At 39.2% G+C, this 6,781-nt stretch carries 8 protein-coding genes; 1 reads left to right on the plus strand and 7 read right to left on the minus strand.

The annotated features are described in order from the left end of the window. The 3 genes from JWP71_RS09000 to JWP71_RS09010 form a co-directional block, all read right to left on the minus strand. Positions 1-185: UPF0758 domain-containing protein (locus JWP71_RS09000; RefSeq protein WP_366143529.1), on the minus strand; the 185-nt coding region annotated here is incomplete at its 3' end. A gap of 258 nt (positions 186-443) precedes the next feature. Beyond that, complete coding sequence (gene rpsT / locus JWP71_RS09005) at positions 444-698, minus strand: 30S ribosomal protein S20 (RefSeq protein WP_299498815.1); 255 nt, start codon at positions 696-698, stop codon at positions 444-446. Positions 699-805: 107 nt separating this feature from the next. Further along, on the minus strand, positions 806-2,095 hold the full coding sequence (locus JWP71_RS09010) for a divalent metal cation transporter (RefSeq protein WP_299498817.1): 1,290 nt from the start codon (positions 2,093-2,095) through the stop codon (positions 806-808). A 156-nt stretch (positions 2,096-2,251) separates the two neighbouring features. On the opposite strand from JWP71_RS09010, the gene JWP71_RS09015 reads away from it, so the two are divergent. Beyond that, positions 2,252-3,211, plus strand: coding sequence for a zinc dependent phospholipase C family protein (locus JWP71_RS09015; protein ID WP_299498820.1), 960 nt, complete (start codon positions 2,252-2,254; stop codon positions 3,209-3,211). A 97-nt stretch (positions 3,212-3,308) separates the two neighbouring features. Here the strand turns inward: JWP71_RS09015 and JWP71_RS09020 are convergent, their stop codons facing one another. The 4 genes from JWP71_RS09020 to dnaN form a co-directional block, all read right to left on the minus strand. Next, positions 3,309-3,959, minus strand: coding sequence for a DedA family protein (locus JWP71_RS09020; RefSeq protein WP_299498823.1), 651 nt, complete (start codon positions 3,957-3,959; stop codon positions 3,309-3,311). 43 nt (positions 3,960-4,002) lie between these two features. Beyond that, entirely contained in the window at positions 4,003-4,713 is a 711-nt protein-coding gene (locus JWP71_RS09025) for a DUF4397 domain-containing protein (protein ID WP_299498826.1), read from the minus strand. 17 nt (positions 4,714-4,730) lie between these two features. Continuing rightward, complete coding sequence (locus tag JWP71_RS09030; RefSeq protein WP_299498829.1) at positions 4,731-5,399, minus strand: DUF4397 domain-containing protein; 669 nt, start codon at positions 5,397-5,399, stop codon at positions 4,731-4,733. Between the two features lie 113 nt (positions 5,400-5,512). Then, positions 5,513-6,637 carry a DNA polymerase III subunit beta gene (gene dnaN / locus JWP71_RS09035; protein ID WP_299498832.1) on the minus strand — a complete coding sequence of 375 codons (1,125 nt, stop codon included), beginning with the start codon at positions 6,635-6,637 and terminating at the stop codon, positions 5,513-5,515. Positions 6,638-6,781: the final 144 nt, after the last annotated feature.

Raw genomic sequence — 6,781 nt, forward strand, 5'->3', positions numbered from 1 at the left:
TAATGGTGCAGCATACGTTTGCTCAGCTCTACCGCCGATTCTGTACGACTGCCAGAACCGATCAGTATCGCTATCAGCTCGGCATCAGTTAAGGCGCGCCTGCCCTGGCTACTCAGTTTTTCGCGCGGACGGTCCTCTTCGGCCCATGATTTGATGCTGATCTTGTTCTCGTAGTTTTTTTCCACGGGATTAAAGTAGTGAAAATTATTGTTTGAACCATGATTTTTAGGATTTGAAGATTGCCTTGATTTAAAGCAAAAAGATTTGTCAACTTTTTAAAAGTTGACAAATCTACTATTCGTTAATATATAGGCTATAAGACGGCTACAAACTTATGACATCATCATGGTGATCCTTAAATCCTCAAAATCATGGTTCAAACCAGCAAAAAAGGCGATGAGTATTAAACTCATCGCCTTTTCAGGGATTTAAAAATATCTTGATTAGCTTAACGCGTTTACAAATTTAGTAAGCTTCGATTTGTTGTTTGAAGCTTTGTTTTTATGAATAACGTTTTTCTTAGCTAAACGGTCAAGCATAGAGATCACTTTTGATAATAAAGGAGCCGCGTCAACTTTAGTAGTTGTGCCTCTCAATCTCTTGATAGCGTTTCTGGTGGTTTTAGCCTGGTAACGGTTACGTAAGCGCTTAGCAGCGTTAGACCTGATCCTTTTTATTGATGATTTATGATTTGCCATTTTAGCTTATTATTCTATTCGTTATTTAAGGACTGCAAATATAGGAGTTTTGATTATAAAATCAAATGTCTTTTTTAAAATAGTTTTTAACAGTGTTTTTAATTGGATTATATCGTAAAAAATAAAGCTACGGCCGCCCCGCCCATCACCACAAAAGTAAACCATAAAAGCGTTTTTGATAACCATCCGCTTTTAAATTCGCCCATGATCTTATCGCTGGTTGAAATTTTTATGATTAAAAACAGCAACGGCACAGCAGCCACACCATTTAATACGGCAGTATAAATAAGCGCCTTTACAGGATCTATGCCAACAAAATTGATTATTAATCCAATTAATGTTGCTACAATGATAACGCCATAAAACCCATAGGCCTTTTTAAATTTTAGGTTCAGGCTTGCTTTCCAGTTGAAAGCTTCAGACACTGCATAGGCCGCCGAACCTGATAATACAGGTACAGCCAATAACCCTAATCCAATAATACCAACCGAAAAAATAAGCTTAGCCAAAAAACCTGCATTAGGGAACGAATGTACCAGCGGCTCTAATGCTTTGGCCGCGTCGGCCGCCGTTTTAATATCCTTAACGCCGCTTTTATATAAAACAGTTGCGCCCACCAGCAAAATACACCAGGTAGTAAATTCTGATATGATCATGCCAGCCGTGTTATCTTTTCGCATGGCATATATACTTTGCCATCCTATTTTTCCGTTTGGCATTAAGCGTTTTTCTTTTACTTCTTCTACTTCCTGCGATGCTTCCCAGAAAAACATATAAGGGGTTATAGTGGTACCAAACACTCCGGTTATAATAAATAAAAACGCGAAGCTGAATTCAATATGCGGCACTACAGTAGCTTTTAACACCGTTAGCCAATCCTGGTGAATAATAAATACAGTAATAGGGTACGCAAGTAAGGCCATTGCCAGCCATTTTAATATTTTAGAGTATACGCGGTAACTGGTAAATATTTCTAATAACAATATGCTTGCGGTAAAGGCCAATGTCAGCAAAATAAACGGCAAGGGTATTAGTAACTTGGCGGCCGCCGCCATAGCGCCAATATCGGCACCAATGTTAATGGTATTGGCAACTACTACCAGGCTAACCACGCCATAGAGCACCGGCTTGCTGTAATGCGTTTTAACTACCGAGGCAATACCTTTGCCGGTAACCAGCCCGATACGTGCGCAGGCCTCCTGTACGGCGGTCATAAAAGGCAGCATATAAAGTGCTGTCCATAGTTGCCCGTAGCCAAACTGCGCGCCGGTTTGCGAGTAGGTGGCTATGCCCGATGGGTCATCATCTGCCGCGCCGGTTGTGAGGCCGGGACCTAATACAGTTAACCATTTCCAGAAACGTTTTTTTCGGGGATTAGATTTAGTTTTTTGAGGCATATTAGGTTGTTTATGGTATATATTGTTTAGCAAATTGCGGTTATCGCCATCATGCAATAAAGTAAATATACAAACGATGCGACATTTAGTTCTCAAAGGGCGGGTTTAACAAGTTTATTTTTAAATTTACACTTACCGTTGTTTTTATCACATTTTATGAAACCTGCCGCCAGAATCCTAACCGGGTTATTATTGATCGTACTATGCTCATCCTGGGGGTTTTTCGCGCATTACCGTATTAACCGTTTAGCTGTTTTTATTTTGCCAAAAGCGATGGCAGGTTTTTACAAAGCCAACATAGGGTTCATTACCGCGCATGCTATTAGTGCGGATAAACGACGCTATGTTGATTCGTTAGAAGCACCACGTCACTATTTAAATGCAGATCATTACGGCAAAGACCCATTCAGGTTAATTCCGGAGCGATGGAACAATGCGGTTGTAAAATACTCAGAAGATACACTCAATAAATATGGCACTGTTCCCTGGGCCATTCAATACAACTATTATAAACTGGTTGATGCTTTTAAGGGCCATGATACCACCGGCATACTAACCGCATCAGCCAATCTGGGGCATTATGTTGCTGACGCCCATGTGCCACTTCATCTTACCCAAAACTATAACGGGCAGCTTACCAATCAAACCGGTATACATGCCTTATGGGAAAGCCGCCTGCCCGAGCTTTTTGCTGCCAATTATAATTGCTATGCGGGTAAAGTAAGATATATTGAAAACCCATTAAAAGAAGCCTTTAAAATTTGCCGCACATCTTTTAAAGAAGCCGATTCGACATTACGATTGGAGCGGTTGCTAAATAAAATCTACCCTCCCGATAAAAAATACACAGTGGTAATGCATGGTAAACGAGCAGTTAAAGATTATTCTGCTGAATATAGCCGGGCTTATCAAAAAATGTTGCGGGGCATGGTGCAGCGGCGCATGCGGTCGGCGGTGTTATCTGTAGGTAGTTATTGGTACTCGGCCTGGATAGATGCAGGGCAGCCCGATCTGAACAAATTGATAAAGAAACCTTTAAATGCTTCCGACATGCATAAAATTCAAAAAGAAGAAGCTATTTTTAAAGCAGGAAAAATTGCAGCATTCACTAATTAACAACTATGAGAGCAAAAGCAGCGGCACATATAAATTTGCTGTTCCTTTTGGTTAGCTACCACGGAAAAAAAGGACGGGAAAAATTTGCACAACCAGCTTAAGCTTTCTTTTTATTAGCCCCGCCTTTAACAGCTGCAATAATTGGCGGGACGATAGAAACTAAAATAATAACTATACCTATTAAAGAAAAGTGCGCTTTAAAAAACGGCACATTACCCAGCATATATCCGGCAAATAAGAAAAGTATTATCCACGCCGCGCCGCCAATAATATTATATAAACTATAGCGTAAAAACGACATGCGTCCTACCCCTGCTACAAACGGCGCAATGGTTCTTACAATTGGCATAAAACGGCTAAATATTACCGCTTTGCCGCCATGCTTATCAAAAAACGCTTTGGTTTGCAGGTAGTAGTCCAGCTTCAGTACTTTATTTTTCTCTTTAAATACTTTCGGTCCAAAGTAGTTGCCTAATGTGTAATTTAAAGTATTGCCTGTAAAGGCGGCTATTATTAAAATAAGTGCTAATAAATAAATTTCTAAACCTGATTGGCCACCGGCTATTAACGCGCCGGCAGCAAACAGTAGTGAGTCGCCGGGTAAAAAGGGGGTTACAACAAAACCTGTTTCGGCAAATATGATAACAAATAATATCAGGTAGGTCCATCCCTGATACTGACTGGTAATTTGTACCAGGTGTTTATCAATATGTATTATAAAATCTATTAAGGCTTTTACTAGTTCCAATGGTTTAAATTTTGGGCAAAAATAGAAATATATATGGCAAAGTTTAACGGTTATTTAAAATGCCGCCCGCAAAGGCAACCGAGTCTGCCCCTCCAACAATACCGCGGCAATACAGCGTATATACTTTACCGTCAAGAATAACTGTGCCGGGCATATCTGCCAATACTGTACCTGAACCGGTTGGTAATATCCTAAAATCATAATTACCTGGCGGCACCTCTATAAAGTTGGATATATTTTTATAGCCCTGGTTGGTAAATGCCTTAGTGCCGTTTACAGTTATATCAAACGCGCCTGATCGCGGCGAAGCATTTACAAATCTAATTTTACCCCGCCCAACAGTTGGTGTTGCTGCGGTATCAATAGCAAATATTGATGTTATACTGCTATCTGCCCTTAAACCTGTTACAAATAATGTGTACTTATAGTTATTTTTTAAAGGCGTATTTAACGAAATAAAATTTGTTGTGGAAACATTTGTATAGAACGACCTGATTTGTACAGGTGTATCAATATTCTTTAGCGTAAAATATCCTGATGGTGTAGGATAAGAAAAAGCCACCGTGTTTTGCTGTATATAGCTAACGAATAAATTTACCGGTTGCAGATCGGGACTTAAGTTAATAACCTGCATTTGTATATTTGAGTTCGCCGGTGCGGTACCGTTTTTGCCGCACGAAGCAATAAATGGTATAACCATTATGCCAACACAGCATAAAAACAGAAAAACCATTGCCTTATTTCTTTCAGCCATTTTTATATTTTTAATATTTACAGGGTTAAAATACGCACGCCAAACACATTATTACCCGTACCATTTAATACGCCTTTGCTATACAGGGTATAAAAGCTACCGGCAGTTAATGTTAGTGTACCCTGGGCCAATAACGTAGTAGTGCCTGTTTGGTAAATTGATAATATATTTTGCCCGCCGCTTACCGGCATATATGCCGTTGCTGATTTAAATGCTCTGTTTTTATAAGCGAAACTACTTCCTATATTAACATCAATGTTACCGGTTATTGGCGATGCATTTACAAATCGTATTTTGGCTATGTTTGTTGCTGTATCAGTACTCACACTATCCTGAAGTAAAAATACCTTGTCTGCTGTTTCACCCGCTACAAATAAGGTTTGAGACGTGTTAACATTAACCGTTAAAGGCAGATCAATTAATGTGTTTGCGCTGCCGGCTTTTTTAAACTGGTAGTTTTGCGTACCTGCAACTACATTAACATTAGTTAATAAACCAAAAGGATATAAATTAGTAGTGTTATTTAACCTTGTACCATTCTGGTAAAAATTCAAGGTATCTGCACCTGCATTAATTATATTAATATTGGCGATAGGAACTACAGGAAGCGCATCGCTGATTTTTTTACAAGACGATAAGCCTGTTACGGCAATGGCAAAAAATAATATTAAAGCTTTAATATTCATATAAATACCCAGATGTTATATAACTGCTTATTGCGGGTTTTGTTATCGGTTTTAACAAAAAAGTCCGGTTTTTACGCCGGACTAATATTTGGATCTATAATTTAAGTTTACACTTAAGCATAACTATTAAGCATAACCGGCATTACCAGCATCAGCACATCTTCATTCTCATCGCCTCCTTGTGGTAATAATAATCCGGCCCTGTTAGGTGAAGACATCTCTAAAGATACTTCCTCCCCGCTTATATTTTTCAACATTTCAATTAAAAACCGGGCATTAAAGCCTATCTCCATATCTTCACCCTCATACTGGCAGCCTAAACGCTCGTGCGCCTCGTTTGCAAAATCAATATCTTCTGATGAAATATGCAGCTCGCTGCCGGTAATTTTCAATCTAACCTGGTGAGTGGTTTTATTAGCGTAAATGGCAACACGGCTTAATGAGCCTAAAAATGCCAAACGGTCAATACTTAATTTATTAGGGTTATTTAATGGTATAACCGCTTCATAATCCGGGTAGCGCTCATCAATTAAGCGGCATACCAGGTTAATATTGTTAAACTTAAAGAACGCACTGGTGCTGTTATATTCAACAGATACATTTACATCATCAGTTGGTAAAGCAGATTTAAGCAGCGTTAGCGCCTTTTTAGGTAAGATGAATGAGGTAGTGGTTTCTGCCTTGGCATCTAACCTGCGGTAGCGTACCAGCTTGTGTGCGTCAGTTGCTACAAAGGTTAAATACTGGCTGCTTAGCTGGCAGTAAACACCTGTCATGGCCGGGCGCAACTCGTCATTACTTACGGCGAATATAGTTTTGTTAATTGCTTCTGCCAAAACCGACGCCGGTAAATTTACTGATGAAGCATTTTCTACAACCGGAATTTTCGGGAAGTCCTCGCCATTCTCTCCGCTCAGTTTATATTTTCCATCACCCGCGTTAATTTCTATAGCAAACGTGGCATCATCAACAGAAAAAGCAATAGGTTGCTCTGGCAATGATTTTAAAGTTTCTAACAGTATGCGCGATGGTATAGCTATACGCCCGTTCTCTTTAGCCTCAACAGTTAAAGAAGTGGTCATGCTGGTTTGCAGGTCGGTAGCAGAAATGGTTAAGTTTCCATCTTTTATCTCGAACAAAAAGTTTTCCAGTATAGGTAATACGGTACTATTGCTTAATGCACCGCTTACAGACTGTAATTGCTTTAATAATGTTGATGTAGAAACTATAAATCTCATATATAAATTTAGTGTTAATTAGTCAAAAGTATAAAATTTAATGAGCATACCGTCTCTTGCGGATATAATGTTGAAAAATAGCAAATATTAACACTAATAACAAAGGAATAACTGTATTAATTACCTGCCAGTATAATTTCTCGC

This window comes from Mucilaginibacter sp. (assembly GCF_028287845.1).
In the GTDB taxonomy this organism is placed as follows: domain Bacteria; phylum Bacteroidota; class Bacteroidia; order Sphingobacteriales; family Sphingobacteriaceae; genus Mucilaginibacter.

Coding starts and splice junctions, on each gene's coding strand:
- JWP71_RS09030 (WP_299498829.1), bottom strand. CDS start 5,399: ATGAATATTAAAGCTTTAATATTATTTTTTGCCATTGCCGTAACAGGC.
- JWP71_RS09010 (WP_299498817.1), bottom strand. CDS start 2,095: ATGCCTCAAAAAACTAAATCTAATCCCCGAAAAAAACGTTTCTGGAAA.
- rpsT (WP_299498815.1), bottom strand. CDS start 698: ATGGCAAATCATAAATCATCAATAAAAAGGATCAGGTCTAACGCTGCT.
- dnaN (WP_299498832.1), bottom strand. CDS start 6,637: ATGAGATTTATAGTTTCTACATCAACATTATTAAAGCAATTACAGTCT.
- JWP71_RS09015 (WP_299498820.1), top strand. CDS start 2,252: ATGAAACCTGCCGCCAGAATCCTAACCGGGTTATTATTGATCGTACTA.
- JWP71_RS09025 (WP_299498826.1), bottom strand. CDS start 4,713: ATGGCTGAAAGAAATAAGGCAATGGTTTTTCTGTTTTTATGCTGTGTT.